Genomic DNA, 19,667 nt, shown 5'->3' on the forward strand with positions numbered 1-19,667 from the left:
CGTGCCCGCGGTGCCCGCAGCGGGCACGCCAGGGCGGAAGGGGAGGAACGCCGGTGACACGGCCACCGCTGGAATCGTCGGCGTCGGCGTCCGGGGAGCTTTGCCGGCAGCTGCGGGACCTGGAGGGGCGTGCGAAGGCCGCGCTCGTCCGGGACGGCCGCGGTTACTCACGCAGACAGGCGAGCGAGGCGCTGGGCAGACCTCCGTACAGCAGACCGGTCGCCGGTCAGCGGATCAGCTCCTGGGTGCCCCTCAGGCAGGACAGGGAGCCCCAGGTCCCGAGCGACCGCAACAGTGACGACGTGCTGGCGCTGATACGGCTGTGGAGTTCCTGGGCGGGTGAGAAACCGGATGAACGCTCCTGGCGGAACCTGCTGGAGAAGGCCCGGTCCGCCCGCGCGGCCCATCCCGGGCCGGCTGGTCCCGGACAGCCGGTCACCGAGGCCACCGACCCGTTCGCCCTCCAGGTACAGGAATCCATCGACGCTGCTGGTGCTGGTGCCGGAGTCCCGCTGCCCGTGCTGCCGCCCTACGCCCCGCGACAGCACGACCGATGGCTGGCCGGCGTGGTGGGAAGCGTGGCACAGCGCGCCACCGGCGAAGCGGCGGGAGCCATCGCCGTACTCGTCGGTGGATCCTCCACGGGAAAGACGAGAGCCTGTTGGGAGGCGCTCCGTCTGCTCCCCGCCGACTGGCGGCTCGTGCACCCGCTGGTGCCCGGCCCGGCCGAGGCGCTGATCACCGCACTGGACCGTGTCCGCCCCCGGACCGTTCTGTGGCTCGACGAGATCCACGACTACCTGAGCGGTGAACGGGGAGCCGAGGCGGCCGCCCGGCTGCGCGAGGCCTTCGCGGACCCGGCGCGAGGACCCCTGCTCGTCCTGGGCACGACCTGGCCCGGTGCGTGGACGGCCCTGGTCAGGGCGCGCCGGAAGGGCGAGCGGGGAGATCCGCGCGCGTCGGTGCGCGCTCTCCTCACCTGCCGGCACCACCGGGTTCCGGACACCTTCGAGGAGGAGGGCCTGCCCGAGCTGAGGCGTCTCGCCGCTGTGGACCCCCGTATCCGGGAGGCGCTGGAGTGCGCGGAAGAGGGGCAGATCACCCAGTATCTCGCCGGTGGCCGTGCGCTCGTGGACCGGTACGACACCGCCACCGCTCTGCAACGGGCCCTGATCGAGCCCGCCATGGACGCCCTCCGCCTGGGTCACGACACGGGCCTGCCCCGGCTGCTGCTGGAAGCGGCGCTCCCGCACTACCTCACGGGTCAGCAGTACGAGTGGGTGGCGGACGGCGACATCGACAGCGCGCTCGCGGAACTGGGTGAACCGTGGCGGGGGACCCGCGGCCCCCTCACGGACCTCACCGTCCGTGCGCCCGGCCGCCCCCTCGTCCGCACGGGCAGCGTCAGACTCGCGCCCTATCTGGACCAGCATGGGAGAAGGACCCGGCGCACCGGCGCACCGCCGGCCGGGTTCTGGGACACCCTGGTCGACCACGCGTCGCCACGGTCCCTGATCGCCCTGGCGGCGTCGGCGAGGGACAGGGGGCATCTGCGGATCGCGTTCCGCCTGCTCACCGCCGCCGCCGAAGCGGGAGTGCCGGGCGCTGTGCCGACGGTGTCCCAGCTGCTGAGTGAGGAGGGGCGGTACGAGGAGGCACTCCTGTGGTGCGGACCGCCCGCCGAGGCAGGGGACGCGGAGGCCATGAGCCGGGTGGCCGGGATCATGGAGATGGCCCGCCGGCCCGCCGAAGCCGTCGCCTGGCACAGGCGGGCCGCCGAAGCGGGACACAGCGCGAGCTGGAGCAGCGCCGGACACCTCCTCCGGTCCGGCGGTCACCTGCGGGAGGCCGAGGAGTGCCTCAGGCGCGCGGTCGACGCCGGGGTCCGCGGGAGCCACGGGGAGCTGGCATCGCTGCTGGCAGGGACCGGGCGCACGGAAGAAGCCCTCGTCCACCACCGCCGGGACGCCGAGACCGAAGGCGGCCATGCCGTGGCTCAGACCGCCGCCCTGATGCGGGAACGCGGCGACAGCGGCGTCGACATCCTGGCCTGGCTGCTGTCCCGGGTGGCGGACGAGAACCGGACGAAGGACCCGGTCTTCCGCTGGGCCTGGGGCGCGCTGGTGACGCATCTCGCCGAGGACACCGGGTCGCGGGACCTCATACGGAGAGCCGCCACCTCGGCGGGCGCGGGACCCGAGGCCACGCGGGAGCTGACCGCCCTGGCGGATCTGGCGGAACGGGTCGCCGCCGGAGAGCACCTCCGCGGGGCCCCGGACACCGCCGAAGCCGCCGAAGCGCTGCGGCGGGAAGGCTCCCTCGAAGAAGCCCTCGCGATCTACGAGGCGGAGGCACAGGCGGAGGCGCAGAGCACCGGCAACCGGGACGCCGCAGTACAGGCGGCCGCGCTCCACGAACAACTGGGCAGACCCGCGTCGGCACTCGACCGGTACCGGCGGGCGGCCGAGCAGGGACACCCGGACGCACTGGGACAGACGGCCCGGCTGATGACCGGGGCCGTGGGCGAGGACGAGACCTTCGTCTGGCTCCGGACCTGCGCGGACGGCCTCGCGGCGGAGGGCCGGCCGGATCAGCGTTCCACGGCCGCCGAACTGCTCCACGCCGCGGGCCGTACGGACGAGGCACTCGCCTGGCTCCACGACGCCTCGCGCGCCGGTGACCCGTACGCCTGGATCCAGTACGCGGAGCTGCTGGAGTCGGCGGACCGCAGCGAGGACGCGCGGCGGCTGCGGCGGTACGGCTGGGAGCCCGGCGGCGCGATCTCCGCACCGTGGAGCGCGGCGCCCCCGGAGCACCTGGCCCACAGGTCACCCGGGACCGGTGAGGGGCGTCAGTGACCCGTCCCGTCCGTGCTCTCGGCCGGCCGCTCCAACTCCGCGGCCCGGCGGTGGGGGCCGCCCAGCTCGTCGAGCCGCAGAGCCGGACCGGTCCGCAGGGGTGTCGCGGAGTCGGTCATACGGTCACGGCAGGGGACCGGATCAGCGCTTTTTACGGCGCCTGGGTGAGGCAGCCGGCGCGGCCGGGGCGAGCGGGGCGGTCGGGGCGGCCGGGGGGAGCGGGGTGATGGACGTCGAGCGAAAGGCGTACCCGTCCTGCCGGAACCCGGGCGCCTCCCAGCGCAGTTCCACCCGCTGCCCGGCGGCCAGGGTGCGAAAGCCCGCCATCTGGATGTCGGAGTAGTGCCCCCAGCACCCTCCTGGCGTCTCGGGGCAGTCGAGCACGCCCCACCCTTCCTCGTCGCGCCACTCCCGGACCACCGCTGTCACCATGGCGACGACCCTACGCCGGGACCGCACCCTTCAACCGCTCCCCCTGTGCCCCCGTCACGCGATGTGGTGGGACTCCTCCGCGTGCGCCCCGGTACCGACAGGGGGCCTGCTCGTGGCCAGCCAGGAGCGCGCGGGTCCCGCCGCCGTCCCGGTGTCGACGGTGAGATGGAGCCGGGTGCCGCCGCCGGGGGCGGGGTAACTGCGCTGCTCCGTACCGGCGAAGCAGTGCCGCAGGGCTTCGGCGACCGCGCGGGCCGCGTCGGGCGAGGCGGCCACGATGCGGACCTCCGCGTGTCCGGCCGTCGGCAGCAGTGTCCCGGGGTCGTGGGGTTCCACGGTGGGCGTCCTTTCATCGGCGGGCGACACATCGGCGGGGGCGCCACAGGCGTCCCCGCCGACTGCCCCCGTTCAGCGGGAGATTCAGGTCATCGGGCCGGAACCTCCGTGTGTCCATGTGTCGATGTGTCCGTGTGTCCGGGATACGGGGAGGTCCCGCTGCCCGACGAGGGCCCCGTACGGGGAGACGCAGGCGCCGCCCTCGGTCTCCCAGGTGTCCTCGCGGCTGCGGGCATCCCGCATCCCGCGGCTGATGGCGGCCTCCTCGGCCATGAGGGCACCGGCGGTGAGGACGCTCCCCGGGATCGCCGCGGCGCCCATGAGCCGGGCCGCGGCGGCGGGCTCGGTCCCGGGCGGGATCACCAGCAGGTCCCAGCGGCCGACGGTGAACGACAGCAGGATCACCTTGTCGGGGTGCAGCTCGGCGAACCAGCCCACGTGGACCGTGTGCCCGGCGACGGACACCTTGTGCGGGACGACGGGCCAGCGGGCCGGATTCACCGCGATGCGCGTGATGCGTCCCCAGACCCCGTCGAGCGCGGCGGCCAGCGGGGGCAGCTCCGCTTCGAGATCGCGGGTACGGGGCCACCAGGCGCCGTCCAGCCGGCCGGCGAGGGCGGTCCTCGGGGTGAGGGACAAGCGTGCCGGGGACTCCGTGGCGGCGTCACGGCGCACGGTCCGGTCGAGGATGGTGGTCATGGCGGGACCTGTCCCCGGACCATCCGTCGGCAGCCCGGTTCTCCGTGATCGCCGGAAACGACACCCGCGTGGAAGCCGGTGTGCGAAGTACTCCCGGTACCTTCACTGTACGCCTGATCAACAGCTCTGAACCGGTTTCCACCTGCGGCTTTCCGCCGTACGGGCGGCGGGGGCACCATGAAGGCACCACCGGCCCTCCCGTCACGGCCCGGACCCCTTCTCCCGCAGTTCCGGTACGCGGTGCACCGCGTCCGCGTACCAGGATCCGTAACGGGCCCCCAGGACCGCGGCCGACGCCCCGTGCGCGTACACACTGAACGCCACGGTCACGGCGACGACGGCGCTGAAGAGTTCCGTCCCGGGAAGCTGTTCCTCGAAGGCGATCAGCCCGAACACCACGGACGCGAGCCCGCGCGGGCCGAACCAGCCGATGTAGGCCACGGTCGGCGCACGCAGCCCGGACCCCAGGAGGGCGACGGCGACGGGGACCATGCGGACGAGCGTGAGGCTGAGGACCGCGTACAGCACCATCCGCCCGTCGATCCGCTCCAGCGTCGGCCCCAGGATCACGGCCCCGAAGACCAGGAAACTCAGCGCGGCCAGCAGCTCGCCGAGCCGGTCGCTGAATTCGACGCCGTGCCGGATGTCGTCGTCGGTGGCGGGCGGGCGGCCGGCCGGTGTCCTGTCGCGCAGGGCGGAACCGAAGGCGAGGCCAGCCACCCACGCCCCGATGAACCCGCTGCCGTCGATCACGACACACAGGGCGTACGTCGTGGCGGGCACGGTCAGGACGAGGATCTGCCGCCAGCCGGGGGTGCTCCGGTCGCGGGCCGCCGACCAGCGCAGCAGCCGCGCGCCCAGCCAGCCGGCCGCCAGTCCGACGGCGCTGCTGGCGACGAGGGCGAGCAGGAAGGCGGCGAGCGGGCCCCGGCCGCCGCCATGCCCGCCGGCCGCGGCCGCGAGGGCCAGGACGAAGAAGGGCAGCACGATGCCGTCGTTGAGACCGGACTCGACGGAGAGCCCGTGCCGTACCGGAGCGGGCACCCGCCGGTCCGACACGGCCTGCTGCCCGAGTGCCGCGTCGGTGGGGGCGAGGACGATCCCGATCAGCGCGAGCTGCCACACCCCGAGGCCGGGCAGGAGCGCCCAGGCCAGGAGCCATCCCAGCAGCATGGTCAGGGGCAGCCCGACCGCCAGCAGCCGCACCGGCAGTGAGCGCTCCCGGTGCAGTTCCCGCCGCCGGACCGCCGCGGCCCCGGTGAACAGCACCAGGGCCAGGGCGCTCTCCAGCAGTACGCGGACGACTTCCGCGTCGTGGGCGCGGTCGATGAGATCGAGCCCCAGGGGGCCGACTGCCAGACCGCAGGTGACGAGCACCATCGGCCCGGAGAGAACCGTCGTGGACAGCCGGCGCGACACCGTCGCGTAGCCGCCGAGCACGGCGCCCGACGCGATGACGGCCCAGGGATTCACCGGTCCTCCTCCACGGGCCGTCCGTGCCGGCCGCCGCTGGAAACCCATCCCCTCCCCGTACCTGGCCAGCTTGGGCCGGAGACCCGGGCGGGGGCGGGGTGGCGCTCCGGTGAGTCCCCTGGTTGCCCCGTATGGACCGGACTGGTTCTCGCAGATCTTGTTGCCGGGTCCGGGTTCGACCACACCGCAGTTACGGGCCGACCCGCTGTCCCTCCTGGTGACGCCGGGGTCCGTTCAGCCGAGGGGAACGGCGTCCGCCGCGTCGGTGTGCCAGTTGGTGACGACCGGGCGATCCACGACGATGGGGCCGACCGGCAGGGAGACGGGGTTGGGGTCGTCGTTTCCGACGCCGACGATGATGCTGTCCAGTTGCTTGCCCCCGTTTCCGCCGGTGGTCTTCGGGTTGACCCCGGCGTAGGCGGTGGTGCCGCCACCCAGCTTGATCTGCCGGCCGGCGCTCTGCTCCGCGGGACCCGCCTGGGTGCCGTCGGAGCCGAACGCCACGGTCGGAAGCGCGGCGGGCAGGTAACAGCTGATTCCCGACTTGGCCTTCGCGACGACCAGGATGTACCCGCCGGCCTGGCTCTCGGACCTGGTGCTCCAGGAGATGTCGTTGGCACCGCAGCTCTGCTCGACCGGCACCCGCTTCCCGTTCCCGGTGTCGAAGCCGGAACCGGCCGCGCCCATGGCCTCCTCGCCCGCTGCCTCGCCCGTCGCGTCGGCCCCCTTGGCGGTGCCCTTGGTGGTGCCCTGACCACTGTCTGCGGCCGACGAGCCGGCCGACGAGCCGGCCGGGGTGGCAGCCGGGGTGGCGGCCGAGGAACCCTGCGCGGCGCCGCTTCCCGTGATCCCGTCCGTTTCCTGACCCTGGCACGCGGTCATCAGTACGAGATTGCACACGAGGACGGCGGAGGCGAGGAAGGCCTTGCGTCGGTTGTCGGACATGAGATCCCCCTGGACATCGATGGTCGGGACCGAAGTGACCCCGACTTCACGGTGGTTGGTCGATCAGTAGGAGGGAACTTTCGACCGGGAGGATCCAGACGGCTTCGTTCCAGGACAGCGCCGTCACAGACCGGTGACACGGCCACGAAGAGCTGCCGCGCGGCATACGCCAGGGAACGGGCCCGGACGCAGCACGGCGTCCGGGCCCGCGGGGCAGTGGCACAGAGGCCGGCTCAGAAGAGGCCCTTGTACCCTTGCCAACCGGTGGCGACCTTGGTGGCGCCGCCGAAGGAGCCCTTGCCGTTGCCGTTGTGGCGCCAGAGGGTGCCGGAGGTGTCGCGGGAGACGAGGTCGGCCCGGCCGTCGCCGGTGATGTCGCCGGTGCCCACGGTCACGTTGTACGACGCGCCCCAGTTGTCGAAGACCTTCACGCGGCCCTTGAACTTGCCGGCCGCGGTGCCGTCGTAGCGCCACAGCTCGTTCGACCTGTCCTGCACCAGCAGGTCGCCGTGACCGTCGCCGTTGAGGTCGCCCGCGCCCAGGATCTTCTTGTACCCCGTCCACTTGGACGCGATCTTCACCCTGCCGGAGAGCTTGCCCGTGCTCGTCGCCTTGTAGAGGTAGACGTCGCCGGTCGAGGCCCGGCGGGCGATCAGATCGGCCCGGCCGTCGCCGCTGACGTCCCCGGGCGAGGTGAGCACGTCGTACTGGTTCCAGCCCGTGCCCAGCGAGGTGTACGCGGTGGAAGGCGTCGGCGCCGCCCCGCACGCGGGCCGGTAGGCGCGCAAGGTGCCGCTGGCGAACCGGACGAGCACGTCGTTGCAGCGGTCACCGCTCAGGTCGCCAAAAGGCACCGCCTTCACCGTGGCCGGCCACCCGGAGCCCGTCCGCTTCCCCGTGAACGTCCCCTTCCCCGTCCCGTACTGGTACGTCAGCCCGCCCGAGCCGTTCAGCGTCAGCAGCTCGCCGAACCCGTCCGACCCGACGAAGTCACGACGGGCCGCGGCCGCTCCGGTGACCTTGACCGTGCCCGTCCTCGTCAGCGCCGCGCCCTGCCCGTCCGCGGGGGTGGCGGTCAGCTTCCAGGTGTAGGCGCCGTTGGCAACCAGCCGGCCGGATCCGTCCTTGCCGTTCCAGGCCGGGGCCACCACACCGCGCGCCAGTCCACCGGAGAGCGTGCGCACGGCCGTACCGGCCCTGTTGCTGATCACGAGCTTCCAGGAGGCCGCGGGCTTGTTCAGCCACCACTTCGGGCTCCACTGCGCGGCTCCGCCCTTGACGTCCGCCGAGGCGGCGACGGTGGCGTCGCGCGGGGTGAGGGCGGAGACGGGGACACCGCTGGAGATCAGACGGACGGTGTTGTCGGAGCGGAGCTGGGCGATCACGCCCGTGTACGGGTCGACATCCCAGTCGTACCCCTCGACCGTCCCGACGGTGCGGGACACGGGCTTCCCGCCGCGGACATCGATCACCTTCAGCCGGCCGGCCTCGGACGTCGTGACGAAACCGTCCCCGAGCTGTGCCGGTTCCCAGTCGCGACCGGCGACGAGGGTCAGGTTCCGCCCGGTGACGGTGTCGTGGACACCCACGCCCTCCGAGCCGCCCACGCAGTTCCACAGCAGCCACCGGCCGACCGCCTGGAAGTCGTTCAGCAGGCAGCCGCGCCCGAACCACACCGGCACGCCCTGCTTCCCGGTCAGCAGATCGACGGGGACCACGCCGTCGTTGCCGTCCCTCAGCCACGCGGTGGTGCCCCACATCGCCTGGACTGTTCTCCCCGTGGTGTACACCGTGCGCCCGGTGTCGAGGTCGACGATCCGGGTCTCCGCGCCGGTACTGGTGTACGGCCTGGTCAGGGCGGCGAAGCGGCCGCTGGCGGCGGACGCGGTCTGATAGCTGCGGGAGCTGTCGATCCGGGTACCGGGCAGTGACTGGGTCGCCCCGAGGAGGTGGGGCTGCTGGGCGGTGCTCGTGCCGTGACCGGAGATGACCGTCCGGCCGTCACCGGTGTCGATCAGCCGCGGACGCTCCTGCGCGTAGTTCTCCAGCGCGATACGGCCACGGGTGGTGCGTGCCCCCGCCGTGGGGGAACCGGCCACCCCGGTCTCACGGGTGTGCAGATACGTCCAGTCACCCACGGGATCCCGCTCGACGGTGGTCAACCGCCCCTGGGCGAGGGTCAGCTGGGAGACCCTGTGGGCGGTGGGCCGGGGGTACGCGTCCGCGACCCGGCGCACGGTGACCCCGCCGCCCGCGGCGGCCTCGATGAGGGAGACACCCCAGCGGTTCGTGTCGGCGCCACCCGCGACCAGCAGCCCGCCGTCCGGGGTCGGGACGGCCTGCCGTGATGTCCTGGCCAGCAGCGTCCGCGGCGCGGAGCCGTCGAGAGGGACGGCTTCCACCCGCGAGACCGGGCGGCCGATGTCGTGACGGCCCAGGGCGGGGTCGTACCGGGACACGACGGCGGTGTCCCCGACCAACCCCAGTACCTGCGCGATGTCCCCGACCCGAACGGTCCGCACGGCGGCGGCCGGGTCCTGGCGGGAGGCGACGTGGAGGGTGCCGTCGTAGACCCACACCACGTGGGTGGGGCTGATCGCGACCTGGGAGTACCACGCGCGCACGTCGTACGGCACGGTGATGAAGCGCCCCTGCTCGACATCGAGCCACCCGGTGACTTGTTCGTCGCCCTTCCGGTACCGCACGAGCTGCCCGCGCGCGTCACCCAGCCCGGCGGCGGACCACAGATGCACGCCGGAGGGAACGCCCTCCACCGTGCGGTCGGAGACGGACCCGTCGGCCCGCAGGTCCAGCAGATGCCACACGGAGTCGGTACCCGGGTGTCCCGCCGTCGTGACGACCGTCGATCCGAGAGTGCTGAAGTACGCGTGCCCGTCCGGCAGCGGAACGGTGCTGACCTGCCCGGACACCATGTTCCGCAATGTCACGACCCGGGCGGAACCGTCGTAGCGGGCGACGACGTCCGACCCCGCGCCGGCACTCGTGACCCCGTCCACCTCGCTGCCCGACGCATCGACGACCGTGTCGACCCCGCCGTACGTCGTCCACAACTGCCCCCGCCCCTCCTCGTACCGGAGAAACCCCGAGGGCCCCGCGCTCAGCAGACCCGTCCGGGGAACCAGGGACGTGGTGGCGGGCACGACCACCTCTCCGGCGACCGTCTTCCCCTGCGCGCTGCCGGCCGCGAGCGGGGCGATCCCGAGGGCGACTGTGAAGGAAACAGCGACGGCGGTGGCGCTTCGTACGAGCGCATGTCTGCCCATGCGGAACCTCTCCGGGGACGGTGTCGAAGGCTGGAGAGGCTTGTGCGTACGCCGTTGAGCCGCAGGCCATGAAGGCGCGGCAGACAGGACGTTCAGACACCCCCCGGCCAAGTGGCCGGAATATAGCATTACCTGTGTATGACCCACGGGCTGGGGAATGAGCCTTCGGCGCGGATCTGGCACGCCGCCCCTGAAGTGGTCTAGACAACAACAAACCCCCGGGTCTCCGACCTGGGGGTTTCTGTCTGGAGCGGGTGACGAGAATCGAACTCGCGCTCTGAGCTTGGGAAGCTCATGTTCTACCATTAAACTACACCCGCTTGGCCGCCGGGATGATCCGGTAGCGCGCCGCCCACTCTACCCCATCCACTGAGCCGCGGGTACGGTCCCGTTCCGCGTGGCGTGGAGAGTGCGGGGAAACCGCCACCGCGTAAGGGAGTTGGGGCGTACCGTGTGCGCGGGTGCCGGGGTCAGGGCGTCGACAGGGATCCCCTAGTGTGGGCTTTCGTCCGCATTTGTTAGGGGAAGGGTCGATGGGCTTGATGGAGCACACTCTCGTTCGCTGTGCCGAGGGGCATGTATTCGCCGCCGCTTCGTTTCCGATGCCGCGGCTCGGGGCCGGGCGGATCGGGCCCGGCCGGTTGATGAGGTGTCCGCGGTGTGCGCGGTTGCGGAGTGCTGTTCCCGTGGTGCCGGCGCGGCGGTAGCGGCGTCGGGCAGCGGTGACAGAGGGGTGCGTGGGGCGCGCGGGGACGTCCGAGTAGGGCGGGTCCGGGCGTTCTGCGTATCCTCGGGGGGTGCTTCTCTCAGACAAGGACATCCGGGCCGAGATCGACGCCGGACGGGTTCGCATCGACCCGTATGACGAATCCATGGTGCAGCCGTCGAGCATCGATGTGCGGTTGGACCGCTACTTCCGGGTGTTCGAGAACCACCGCTACCCCCACATTGACCCCGCCGTCGAGCAGGCGGATCTGACGCGGACGGTCGAGCCGGAGGGCGATGAGCCCTTCATCCTCCACCCGGGGGAGTTCGTGCTGGCTTCGACGTACGAGGTCATCTCGCTGCCGGACGATCTCGCGTCGCGGCTGGAGGGGAAGAGTTCGCTGGGGCGGCTCGGACTGGTCACCCACTCGACCGCCGGCTTCATCGACCCCGGTTTCTCCGGGCATGTCACGCTGGAGCTGTCCAACCTGGCGACCCTGCCGATCAAGCTCTGGCCGGGGATGAAGATCGGGCAGCTGTGCATGTTCCGGCTCAGCTCGCCCGCCGAGTTCCCGTACGGGAGCGAGCGGTACGGGTCCCGCTACCAGGGGCAGCGCGGGCCGACGGCCTCCCGGTCCTTCCAGAACTTCCACCGGACGCAGGTGTGATCATGAGTGATGTACGAGAGAACCTGACGTACGAGAAGTTCGGCGGGGCCGTGCGGGAGCTGGCCCAGACGATCGCCGACGACGGGTACGAGCCCGATGTCGTGCTGTCGATCGCGCGCGGCGGTGTCTTCGTCGCCGGTGGTCTCGCGTACGCGCTCGACTGCAAAAATATTCATTTGGTGAATGTCGAATTCTATACGGGAGTAAATGAGACTCTCGAAATGCCGGTCATGCTGGCCCCGGTGCCGAATGCGATTGATTTCTCGAACAAGCGAGTCCTGATCGCGGACGATGTCGCCGACACCGGCAAGACGCTCAAGCTGGTGCACGACTTCTGCGTCGACCACGTTGCCGAGGTCCGCAGCGCCGTCATCTACGAGAAGTCCCATTCGCTCGTGAAGTGCGAGTACGTCTGGAAGCGCACCGACGAGTGGATCAACTTCCCGTGGAGCGTGGAGAAGCCCGTCGTCCGGCGCGAGGGTCAGGTCCTCGACGCCTGAGCGCCGGAACGGATGGAACAGAAAGAAGGGGCCTGTACCGAGGGAATCGGTACAGGCCCCTTCTTCCGTGAACGGCTCAGATCGTGCCCAGCTTGATGATCGACAGCAGCGCGATCAGCTGGATCGCGGACGCCCCCAGCGCCTTCGGCCACGGCAGGTCGTGGGAACGGCTCATCATCAGCGTGAACAGCGCCCCCGCCCCCAGCCAGGTGGCCCAGCCGAGGATCTGGACGAACGCGTTCTCGCCGCCCAGGAACATCGCGAAGAGCAGCCGCGGGGCGTCCGTGATCGACATGATCAGCATGGAGAGGCCGACCGTCGGCTGCCAGGCGCCGTTGCCGCCGAGCTGGCGGCCCAGGGTGTGGGTCACCGCGCCCATGATCAGGCCGCCGATCACGAACGCGACGCCCGTGGTCAGGACATAGGGGATCGCCGCCGAGATGGTGGCGTTGATCGTCTCGTCGCGCGCCTGGTCGAAGCCGAAGAGGGCCAGCGCTCCGTAGAGGAACGTCACCGCCAGCGCGGGGCCCCACACGGCGTAGTCCCGCATCTGCCAGAACGTCGCCGTCGGCCGCAGCACGATGCCGCTCAGCAGCTGCTTCCACGGCAGCCTCGGCCCGGCCGGGGGGCCGTCCGCCGAGCCGGCCTGGTAGACCGCGCCTTCGCCGTACGGGTCCGGCACGGAGAACGCCTGGGTGTGGCCCGGGTTGTTCGCGTACGGGTCCTGCCGGCCGGCGCCCGGGCCCGGCTGCTGCTGCGGGTGCTGCTGCTCGTACGGGTACGGCTGCTGCTGCGGGTGGTGGGGCTGGGGCCGGCGTTGCTGCTGGTACGGGTCCGGCTCGCCGAAGTACTCCGGTTCGCCGTGGGGGCCCTGGTAGCCGCCGCCGTGGCCCCGGGGGGCCGCGTGACCCGGGTGGCCACCGGGGCCGGGCTGGCCCGGCTGGCCCGACTGCGGCCACCGTGCCGGTTGTTGCCGCTGGGCATGCGGAGGCACCGCCTGCTGCCCACCCCCGTACCCGGGCGGTGCCTGCTGCGGTCGCTGCTGCTGCGTGCGGTTGTTGTCCCGGCCGCGTCCGATCCTGAATCCAGCCACGTTCTCGAACGTACCCGCTCCCGGCCCGCCGCATGGGAGCGGGTGGGGCGGGTGGGGCTCTTTGCGGCCGACCTGTGACATCCCCTAAGGGGCGTACGGACCTGAAACCCGGGTGGCCTCCGGGCCGGGACGCGCGTACCCCCCGTACCAGCGCGGTACGAGGGGTACGAGGGGCACGAGGGGTGCAGAGAACTCAAAGATCCGCGAGCGACGGGCTACTGGGCCGGCTCCGGTTCCGGTGCGCCCTCCGGCTCCTCCGCCGGCTCCGGGTCCGACGGCGGCGTCCTCACCGACTCCAGCAGCAGCTGGGCCACGTCCACGACCTTCAGGCTCTCCTTCGCCTGGCCGTCGTTCTTCTTGCCGTTGACCGAGTCCGTCAGCATCACCAGGCAGAACGGGCACGCGGTCGAGACGATGTCCGGGTTGAGGGACAGCGCCTCGTCCACCCGCTCCGTGTTGATGCGCTTGCCGATCCGCTCCTCCATCCACATCCGCGCGCCGCCGGCGCCGCAGCAGAAGCCGCGCTCCTTGTGGCGGTGCATCTCCTGCTGGCGCAGGCCCGGCACGGCGGACATGATCTCGCGCGGCGGCGTGTAGACCTTGTTGTGCCGGCCCAGGTAGCAGGGGTCGTGGTAGGTGATCAGGCCCTCGACCGGGGTGACCGGGATCAGCCGGCCCTCGTCGATCAGGTGCTGGAGCAGCTGCGTGTGGTGGATGACCTCGTACTCGCCGCCCAGCTGCGGGTACTCGTTCGCGATGGTGTTGAAGCAGTGGGGGCAGGTGGAGACGATCTTCTTGGCCGACGCGGGCTTACGGGTCGACTCGTCCTCGTCATCCTCGCCGAACGCCATGTTCAGCATCGCCACGTTCTCCTGGCCCAGCTGCTGGAAGAGCGGCTCGTTGCCCAGGCGGCGCGGCGAGTCGCCGGTGCACTTCTCGTCCCCGCCCATGATCGCGAACTTGACGCCCGCGATGTGCAGCAGCTCGGCGAACGCCTTCGTGGTCTTCTTGGCCCGGTCCTCCAGGGCGCCCGCGCAGCCGACCCAGTAGAGGTAGTCCACCTCGGACAGGTCCTCGATGTCCTTGCCGACGATCGGGACCTCGAAGTCGACCTCCTTGGTCCACTCCACGCGCTGCTTCTTGGCGAGCCCCCAGGGGTTCCCCTTCTTCTCCAGGTTCTTCAGCATCGTGCCCGCCTCCGAGGGGAAGGCCGACTCGATCATCACCTGGTAGCGGCGCATGTCGACGATGTGGTCGATGTGCTCGATGTCCACCGGGCACTGCTCGACGCAGGCGCCGCAGGTGGTGCAGGACCACAGCACGTCCGGATCGATGACGCCGTTCTCTTCTGCCGTGCCGATCAGCGGACGCTCGGCCTCCGCCAGGGCGCTCGCGGGGACGTCCTTCAGCTGCTCCTCGGTCGCCTTCTCCTCGCCCTCCGCCGTCTTGCCGCCGCCGGCCAGCAGGTAGGGGGCCTTGGCGTGCGCGTGGTCGCGCAGCGACATGATCAGCAGCTTGGGCGAGAGGGGCTTGCCGGTGTTCCAGGCGGGGCACTGCGACTGGCAGCGGCCGCACTCGGTGCAGGTGGAGAAGTCGAGGATGCCCTTCCAGGAGAAGTGCTCGACCTGGGAGACGCCGAAGACGGCCTCCTCGTCCTCCTCGAAGACCGTCTCGAAGTCGATCTCCTTGCCGCCCGAGGTCATCGGCTGGAGCGCGCCCAGCGCGGTGGCGCCGTCGGCGTTCCGCTTGAACCAGATGTTGGGGAAGCCGAGGAAGCGGTGCCAGGCGACACCCATGTTGGTGTTGAGCGAGACCGTGATCATCCAGATCAGCGAGACGCTGATCTTCACCATGGCGGTGAAGTAGATCAGGTTCTGGAGGGTGCCGACATCCAGCCCGTCGAACGCCATGACCAGCGGGTACGAGACAAAGTACGCGGGCTCGTAGCCGTCGACGTGGTGGATCGCGCCTTCGAGGCCGCGCAGGACGAGGATGGCGAGGCCGATGGTGAGGATGACGTACTCGACGAAGTACGCCTGCCAGGCCTTGGAGCCCGTGAAGCGGGACTTGCGGCCCGCGCGCGAGGGCAGGCTCAGCAGCCGGATGACCATCAGGACGACGATGCCCACCACCGTCATCAGGCCGATGAACTCGGTGTACATCTCGAACGGGAGGAAGCCGCCGAGGACCGGCAGCATCCAGTCGGCCCGGAAGAGCTGGCCGTAGGCCTGGGCCAGGGTCGGCGGCAGGGTGAGGAAGCCGATCGCGACGAACCAGTGGGCGAAGCCCACGATCCCCCACCGGTTCATCCGGGTATGGCCGAGGAACTCCCTGGCCAGGGTGATCGTGCGCTGCTTGGGCTCATCGGTACGGCTGCCGGCGGGCACGGGCGAGCCGAGCCTCACGAACCGGTAGATCTCCGCGACGGCGCGGGCGATGAGCGCAACGCCGACCACGGTCAGAACCAGCGAGACGACGATCGCGGCGAGTTGCATGCAGGGCTCCTCGGGCCTGGCGAGGTGGGGGACCAACCACAATTACTAAGCGGTAACTTATTTGGTCAGGTGCTGAGACTACCCATTTTCGGGGCGGCTCTGTAGCCGCGCGGCCGGTGATCTGTATCGCTCAGGTGTGCCTACCCCTGACGCTCCGTCGCCGCTCCCGCCTGCGTCCCGTGTGCATCCCCCGATCGGGCGCGCGACCTCGTCCGTTGTCCAGGGGTGCGGATAAGCGCGGGATAAAAGTTGAGTGCGGTCGACTCAGGTCTGTTGACTCGGAGGGAGGGGTCGTGCATCCTTGAGTCTGTTCCACTCAAGGTAGTCAGCTGGAGGAATTGACATGGCACGTGCGGTCGGCATCGACCTGGGCACGACTAACTCCGTCGTCAGCGTTCTGGAGGGCGGCGAGCCCACCGTCATCACCAACGCCGAGGGTGCCCGGACCACGCCGTCCGTCGTCGCCTTCGCGAAGAACGGTGAAGTGCTGGTCGGAGAGGTCGCCAAGCGTCAGGCGGTCACCAATGTGGACCGGACGATCCGTTCGGTGAAGCGCCACATGGGCACCGACTGGAAGATCGACATCGACGGGAAGACCTTCAACCCGCAGCAGATGAGCGCCTTCATCCTGCAGAAGCTCAAGCGGGACGCCGAGGCCTACCTGGGCGAGAAGGTCGCGGACGCGGTCATCACCGTTCCGGCGTACTTCAACGACTCCGAGCGCCAGGCCACCAAGGAGGCCGGCGAGATCGCGGGTCTGAACGTCCTGCGCATCGTCAACGAGCCCACGGCCGCCGCCCTGGCGTACGGCCTGGACAAGGACGACCAGACGATCCTCGTCTTCGACCTCGGTGGCGGCACCTTCGACGTGTCGCTCCTGGAGATCGGCGACGGCGTCGTCGAGGTGAAGGCCACCAACGGTGACAACCACCTCGGTGGTGACGACTGGGACCAGCGCGTCGTGGACTTCCTGGTGAAGCAGTTCGCCAACGGCCACGGCGTCGACCTCGCCAAGGACAAGATGGCGCTCCAGCGTCTGCGCGAGGCCGCCGAGAAGGCGAAGATCGAGCTGTCGTCGTCCACCGAGACGTCGATCAACCTGCCCTACATCACGGCGTCCGCCGAGGGCCCGCTGCACCTGGACGAGAAGCTCACGCGCGCCCAGTTCCAGCAGCTCACCGCCGATCTGCTGGAGCGCTGCAAGACGCCGTTCCAGAACGTGATCAAGGACGCCGGCATCGCCCTCTCCGAGATCGACCACGTCGTTCTCGTCGGTGGCTCCACCCGTATGCCCGCCGTCGCCGAGCTGGTCAAGGAGCTGACCGGCGGCCAGGAGGCCAACAAGGGTGTGAACCCGGACGAGGTCGTCGCCATCGGCGCCGCGCTCCAGGCCGGTGTCCTCAAGGGCGAGGTCAAGGACGTCCTGCTCCTCGACGTGACCCCGCTGTCCCTCGGTATCGAGACCAAGGGCGGCATCATGACCAAGCTGATCGAGCGGAACACCACGATTCCGACGAAGCGCTCCGAGATCTTCACCACGGCCGAGGACAACCAGCCGTCCGTGCAGATCCAGGTCTACCAGGGCGAGCGCGAGATCGCCGCGTACAACAAGAAGCTCGGCATGTTCGAGCTGACCGGTCTGCCGCCGGCCCCGCGCGGGGTGCCGCAGATCGAGGTCGCCTTCGACATCGACGCCAACGGCATCATGCACGTCACGGCGAAGGACCTCGGCACCGGCAAGGAGCAGAAGATGACCGTCACCGGCGGCTCCTCGCTGCCGAAGGACGAGGTCGACCGCATGCGCCAGGAGGCCGAGCAGTACGCGGACGAGGACCACCGCCGCCGCGAGGCCGCCGAGACCCGCAACCAGGGCGAGCAGCTCGTCTACCAGACCGAGAAGTTCCTCAAGGACAACGAGGACAAGGTCCCGGGCGATGTGAAGACCGAGGTCGAGACCGCCATCGGCGAGCTCAAGGAGAAGCTGAAGGGCGAGGACTCCGCCGAGATCCGCACCGCCACCGAGAAGGTCGCCGCCGTCTCGCAGAAGCTGGGCCAGGCCATGTACGCCGATGCCCAGGGCCAGCAGGCCCCCGCCGGTGACGCCCAGGGCGACGCCGGTGCCGGCCAGGCCAAGGCCGACGACGACGTCGTGGACGCCGAGATCGTCGACGACGAGAAGGACACCAAGGGCGGTGCCGCGTGACCGAGGAGACTCCGGGCTTCGAAGAGAAGCCCGACGTCCCCTCCGGCGCCACACCTGACGACGCCGCCGAGGCCGCCGACTCCTCCGAGCAGAAGGAGAAGGCGGCCCCGGCAGGGGACGCGGACAAGGTCACCGGCCTGACCGCCGAGCTGGACCAGGTGCGCACGGCGCTCTCCGAGCGCACGGGCGACCTCCAGCGGCTCCAGGCCGAGTACCAGAACTACCGTCGCCGGGTCGAGCGGGACCGGGTAGCGGTCAAGGAGGTCGCCACCGCGACCCTCCTGACCGAGCTGCTGCCCGTGCTCGACGACATCGGGCGGGCGCGGGAGCACGGGGAGCTGGTGGGCGGCTTCAAGTCGGTCGCCGAGTCCCTGGAGACCGCGGCCGCGAAGATGGGCCTCCAGCAGTTCGGCAAGGAGGGCGAGCCCTTCGACCCGACGATCCACGAGGCGCTGATGCACAGCTACGCGCCGGATGTCACCGAGACCACGTGCGTCGCGGTGCTCCAGCCGGGGTATCGCATCGGCGAGCGGACCATCCGCCCCGCCCGGGTCGCGGTGGCCGAGCCCCAGCCGGGCGCGGCACCCGCGAACGGCAAGGACGAGGCGGCGGCGAAGGACGAGGAGAGCGGTGGCCCGGACGAGGGCTGACGCGCGTTCGGCAAGGACCGTCCGGGGCGGTGACCCGGGGACCGTCCGGGGCACCGCCCCGGCCGGGTCCCGGCGGGCCGCCCCGGTGACCGCAAGTGCACCGGCCCAGGTGGCCGCCCGGGAGGAGGGACGTCGATGAGCACGAAGGACTTCGTCGAGAAGGACTACTACAAGGTCCTCGGCGTCCCCAAGGACGCCACCGAGGCGGAGATCAAGAAGGCGTACCGGAAGCTCGCCCGCGAGTTCCACCCGGACGCCAACAAGGGCGACTCCTCCGCCGAGGAGCGGTTCAAGGAGATCTCCGAGGCCAATGACATCCTCGGCGACCCCAAGCGGCGCAAGGAGTACGACGACGCCCGCGCCCTCTTCGGGAACGGCGGCTTCCGCCCGGGTCCCGGGGCCGGCGGCGGCAACTTCAACTTCGACCTGGGCGACCTCTTCGGCGGCGCCCAGGGCGGCGGCGCCGGCGGCGCGGGCGGCTTCGGCGGCGGCCTGGGCGATGTCTTCGGCGGCCTGTTCAACCGGGGCGGCGCGGGCCCGGGCGCGGGTCCGCGTACCCAGCCCCGGCGCGGCCAGGACATCGAGTCCGAGGTCACGCTCAGCTTCACCGAGGCGGTCGACGGGGCCACGGTCCCGCTGCGGATGTCCAGCTCCGCCGCGTGCAAGGCGTGCTCCGGCACCGGCGACAAGAACGGCTCCCCCCGGGTCTGCCCGACCTGTGTCGGCACCGGCCAGGTCTCGCGCGGCGGCAGCGGCTCCTTCTCGCTGACCGACCCCTGTGTGGACTGCAAGGGCCGGGGCCTCATCGCCCAGGACCCCTGCGAGGTCTGCAAGGGCAGCGGACGGGCCCGTTCCTCGCGCACCATGCAGGTCCGCATCCCGGCGGGCGTCTCCGACGGGCAGCGGATCCGGCTGCGCGGCAAGGGCGCGCCGGGCGAGCGCGGCGGCTCCGCCGGTGACCTCTATGTCGTCGTCCACGTCGGCGACCACCCGGTCTTCGGCCGGAAGGGGGACAATCTCACCGTCACCGTGCCCGTCAGCTTCACCGAGGCGGTGCTGGGCGGTGAAGTGAAGGTGCCCACGCTCGGTGGCCCCCCGGTCACCCTGAAGCTGCCCCCGGGCACGCCGAACGGACGCACCATGCGGGCGCGCGGCAAGGGCGCGGTCCGCAAGGACGGCACTCGCGGCGATCTCCTGGTCACCGTGGAGGTGGCGGTCCCGCAGGACCTGAGCGAGAAGGCGAAGGAAGCCCTGGAGACCTACCGCGAAGCCACCGCGGAGGAGGACCCGCGGGCCGAGCTGTTCCAGGCCGCGAAGGGAGCATGA

The 19,667-nt window shown here is 71.0% G+C and carries 15 protein-coding genes and 1 tRNA gene; 6 read left to right on the forward strand and 10 right to left on the reverse strand.

The genetic code is table 11. The annotated features are described in order from the left end of the window. Window positions 1-53 precede the first annotated feature (53 nt). Window positions 54-2,858 (forward strand): hypothetical protein, encoded by a 2,805-nt coding sequence (locus SYYSPA8_RS16470; RefSeq protein ID WP_323447934.1) that lies wholly within the window; start codon window positions 54-56, stop codon window positions 2,856-2,858. Here the strand turns inward: SYYSPA8_RS16470 and SYYSPA8_RS16475 are convergent. From SYYSPA8_RS16475 to SYYSPA8_RS16510, 8 genes are all read right to left on the reverse strand, one after another. Then, window positions 2,852-2,977 carry a hypothetical protein gene (locus tag SYYSPA8_RS16475; RefSeq protein ID WP_323447935.1) on the reverse strand — a complete coding sequence of 42 codons (126 nt, stop codon included), beginning with the start codon at window positions 2,975-2,977 and terminating at the stop codon, window positions 2,852-2,854. The two genes, SYYSPA8_RS16470 and SYYSPA8_RS16475, sit on opposite strands and share 7 nt — an antisense overlap. Before the next feature lie 22 nt (window positions 2,978-2,999). Next, on the reverse strand, window positions 3,000-3,290 hold the full coding sequence (locus tag SYYSPA8_RS16480) for a S1 domain-containing protein (RefSeq protein WP_323447936.1): 291 nt from the start codon (window positions 3,288-3,290) through the stop codon (window positions 3,000-3,002). Between the two features lie 54 nt (window positions 3,291-3,344). Beyond that, complete coding sequence (locus tag SYYSPA8_RS16485) at window positions 3,345-3,626, reverse strand: hypothetical protein (RefSeq protein WP_323447937.1); 282 nt, start codon at window positions 3,624-3,626, stop codon at window positions 3,345-3,347. An 84-nt stretch (window positions 3,627-3,710) separates the two neighbouring features. Next, complete coding sequence (locus SYYSPA8_RS16490) at window positions 3,711-4,325, reverse strand: DUF5994 family protein (protein ID WP_323447938.1); 615 nt, start codon at window positions 4,323-4,325, stop codon at window positions 3,711-3,713. Between the two features lie 201 nt (window positions 4,326-4,526). Then, window positions 4,527-5,798 carry a cation:proton antiporter gene (locus tag SYYSPA8_RS16495; protein WP_323447939.1) on the reverse strand — a complete coding sequence of 424 codons (1,272 nt, stop codon included), beginning with the start codon at window positions 5,796-5,798 and terminating at the stop codon, window positions 4,527-4,529. A 234-nt stretch (window positions 5,799-6,032) separates the two neighbouring features. Further along, window positions 6,033-6,743 carry a DUF4232 domain-containing protein gene (locus SYYSPA8_RS16500; RefSeq protein WP_323447940.1) on the reverse strand — a complete coding sequence of 237 codons (711 nt, stop codon included), beginning with the start codon at window positions 6,741-6,743 and terminating at the stop codon, window positions 6,033-6,035. Between the two features lie 233 nt (window positions 6,744-6,976). After that, the gene (locus tag SYYSPA8_RS16505) at window positions 6,977-10,027 is read right to left on the reverse strand and encodes an FG-GAP-like repeat-containing protein (RefSeq protein ID WP_323447941.1); all 3,051 of its coding nucleotides are present in this window, start codon (window positions 10,025-10,027) and stop codon (window positions 6,977-6,979) included. A 246-nt stretch (window positions 10,028-10,273) separates the two neighbouring features. Beyond that, window positions 10,274-10,347, reverse strand: a tRNA-Gly gene (locus tag SYYSPA8_RS16510). A 477-nt stretch (window positions 10,348-10,824) separates the two neighbouring features. On the opposite strand from SYYSPA8_RS16510, the gene dcd reads away from it, so the two are divergent. Both dcd and SYYSPA8_RS16520 read left to right on the forward strand, forming a co-directional pair. Beyond that, window positions 10,825-11,400, forward strand: coding sequence for a dCTP deaminase (gene dcd, locus SYYSPA8_RS16515; protein ID WP_323447942.1), 576 nt, complete (start codon window positions 10,825-10,827; stop codon window positions 11,398-11,400). 2 nt (window positions 11,401-11,402) lie between these two features. Beyond that, window positions 11,403-11,900 (forward strand): phosphoribosyltransferase, encoded by a 498-nt coding sequence (locus SYYSPA8_RS16520; RefSeq protein ID WP_323447943.1) that lies wholly within the window; start codon window positions 11,403-11,405, stop codon window positions 11,898-11,900. Window positions 11,901-11,976: 76 nt separating this feature from the next. Here SYYSPA8_RS16520 and SYYSPA8_RS16525 read toward each other — a convergent pair whose 3' ends face one another. Both SYYSPA8_RS16525 and SYYSPA8_RS16530 read right to left on the reverse strand, forming a co-directional pair. Then, window positions 11,977-12,993, reverse strand: coding sequence for a Yip1 family protein (locus tag SYYSPA8_RS16525; protein WP_323447944.1), 1,017 nt, complete (start codon window positions 12,991-12,993; stop codon window positions 11,977-11,979). Between the two features lie 215 nt (window positions 12,994-13,208). Continuing rightward, a complete protein-coding gene (locus tag SYYSPA8_RS16530) occupies window positions 13,209-15,488 on the reverse strand; it encodes a (Fe-S)-binding protein (protein WP_323447945.1) in 2,280 nt (759 codons plus the stop codon). A gap of 343 nt (window positions 15,489-15,831) precedes the next feature. Between SYYSPA8_RS16530 and dnaK the strand changes: the two genes are divergently transcribed. The 3 genes from dnaK (at window position 15,832) to dnaJ (ending at window position 19,667) form a co-directional block, all read left to right on the forward strand. Beyond that, on the forward strand, window positions 15,832-17,691 hold the full coding sequence (dnaK, locus tag SYYSPA8_RS16535) for a molecular chaperone DnaK (RefSeq protein ID WP_323447946.1): 1,860 nt from the start codon (window positions 15,832-15,834) through the stop codon (window positions 17,689-17,691). Continuing rightward, a complete protein-coding gene (gene grpE / locus SYYSPA8_RS16540) occupies window positions 17,688-18,341 on the forward strand; it encodes a nucleotide exchange factor GrpE (RefSeq protein WP_323447947.1) in 654 nt (217 codons plus the stop codon). The genes dnaK and grpE overlap by 4 nt, the downstream gene beginning before the upstream one ends. A 135-nt stretch (window positions 18,342-18,476) precedes the next feature. Beyond that, complete coding sequence (gene dnaJ / locus SYYSPA8_RS16545) at window positions 18,477-19,667, forward strand: molecular chaperone DnaJ (RefSeq protein WP_323447948.1); 1,191 nt, start codon at window positions 18,477-18,479, stop codon at window positions 19,665-19,667.

Source organism: Streptomyces yaizuensis (assembly GCF_034961445.1).
GTDB classification, from domain to species: Bacteria; Actinomycetota; Actinomycetes; order Streptomycetales; family Streptomycetaceae; genus Streptomyces; species Streptomyces yaizuensis.

Excerpts from the sequence above, each read along its gene's own strand:
- SYYSPA8_RS16500 (WP_323447940.1), bottom strand. The coding sequence starts at position 6,743 with ATGTCCGACAACCGACGCAAGGCCTTCCTCGCCTCCGCCGTCCTCGTG.
- SYYSPA8_RS16505 (WP_323447941.1), bottom strand. The coding sequence starts at position 10,027 with ATGGGCAGACATGCGCTCGTACGAAGCGCCACCGCCGTCGCTGTTTCC.
- SYYSPA8_RS16480 (WP_323447936.1), bottom strand. The coding sequence starts at position 3,290 with ATGGTGACAGCGGTGGTCCGGGAGTGGCGCGACGAGGAAGGGTGGGGC.
- dnaJ (WP_323447948.1), top strand. The coding sequence starts at position 18,477 with ATGAGCACGAAGGACTTCGTCGAGAAGGACTACTACAAGGTCCTCGGC.
- SYYSPA8_RS16520 (WP_323447943.1), top strand. The coding sequence starts at position 11,403 with ATGAGTGATGTACGAGAGAACCTGACGTACGAGAAGTTCGGCGGGGCC.
- dnaK (WP_323447946.1), top strand. The coding sequence starts at position 15,832 with ATGGCACGTGCGGTCGGCATCGACCTGGGCACGACTAACTCCGTCGTC.
- SYYSPA8_RS16475 (WP_323447935.1), bottom strand. The coding sequence starts at position 2,977 with ATGACCGACTCCGCGACACCCCTGCGGACCGGTCCGGCTCTGCGGCTC.
- SYYSPA8_RS16490 (WP_323447938.1), bottom strand. The coding sequence starts at position 4,325 with ATGACCACCATCCTCGACCGGACCGTGCGCCGTGACGCCGCCACGGAG.
- SYYSPA8_RS16530 (WP_323447945.1), bottom strand. The coding sequence starts at position 15,488 with ATGCAACTCGCCGCGATCGTCGTCTCGCTGGTTCTGACCGTGGTCGGC.